Raw genomic sequence first — 1153 nt, 5'->3', positions numbered from 1 at the left:
GCGGCGGACCGGGCCGGCGACGCGGGCGGGGCCGTCCGCCTGCCTCTCGATCAGGCTGGCGACGACGCCGCCGTCCGGCCTGCGCAGGCCCGACACCGCGACCCGGTCGCCTACCGCCCAGCGCCCGGCGATTCCCGCTGCGGCGATGCGCTGGCCGAGGACCATGAGGTTCCCGCCGCGCACCGATTCCACCGGCCCGACCACCTCGCGCGTCACGTCGATCCGCCGTGTCGCGAGGCCGCCCGCGTCGGCGTGGGCAACGACGTGGACCACGTGCCCGACCCTCAGGTCGGCGGCGTGCGCCGGCACCCCGTCGATGCGCACGTTGACGTCGTCGGGATAGGCGATGCGCAGGTCGTTGACGACGATCGAGCCGAAGCGGCGGATCGTGCCGATCACCCCCGTGCCCCCGATGCCGCGGTCACCCTCACCCGGGATGTCGTCGGGACGCGCCCCGGTCCCGCCGATTCCTTGGTCGCGCGGCGCCTCCTGCGGCACCGCGCGCACCGGAATCAGCGCGGCGCCGGCGAGCAGCCGCAGCACGAGGCGGCGGGTGGGGGCGGCGCGATGCATCATGCGCCTGGTCCCGGAACGCGTGGACGCGACGACCGAACCTCGTGCTGCGCCTCTCGCGACTGCCCCGGCGGCGTTCTCACGCCTCGGCCTCCGACGAAGCCGGCAAAGCATCGTCTGCGGGGAAGGCGTCCCCGGCCGGCGGTACGGCCTCGGCGTAGACGTAGAGTCCGAAATTCCAGCGGTGGGACCCGCCGGGGTCGGCGGCACAGGCGGCGTGGGCCTCGCGGTTGGCCTGGGTCAGCGCCGCCATCGCGATCTCCCTGGCGCGCGCCTCCAGCCGAAGCGCCAGCTCTTCCGACAGCCCGTCGTAATGCACTGCGCGCTCGAGGAAGCGCGGCGCGTCGCTGAGGATGTTGGCGACCGAGGCCGCGATGTGGTCGTGGAGGTTGCGCCCGAAATCGTAGAGCTGCGGCTCGGCGCCGCCGCGGGGCACGTAGGCCGCCTCCGCCAGGACGATCCGGTCCTCGCCGTCGAGGCTGGCGATCCCGCGGTCGAGCCACTCGTCCAGCACCGCGCGGGGGCGCAGGTCGCGGGTCACGCCGGCGACCAGCGCCTCGAAGGAGGGGCCGTCCTCGCC

2 protein-coding genes are annotated in these 1153 nt (G+C 75.0%); both read right to left on the bottom strand.

The features are described 5' to 3' along the window. Positions 1-573, bottom strand: a 573-nt coding sequence (locus FV222_RS26825) for a DUF5666 domain-containing protein (RefSeq protein ID WP_246685694.1), incomplete at its 3' end; no start/stop codon positions are given. 79 nt (positions 574-652) lie between these two features. Then, positions 653-1153 (bottom strand): DUF6502 family protein (locus FV222_RS26820; RefSeq protein WP_246685693.1); only part of this gene is annotated, 501 nt, incomplete at its 5' end.

This window comes from Methylobacterium sp. WL103, assembly GCF_008039885.1.
GTDB lineage: Bacteria > Pseudomonadota > Alphaproteobacteria > Rhizobiales > Beijerinckiaceae > Methylobacterium > Methylobacterium cerastii.
Note: the sequence above shows the minus strand (reverse complement) of the source record. Positions and strands in the feature narration are given on the sequence as shown.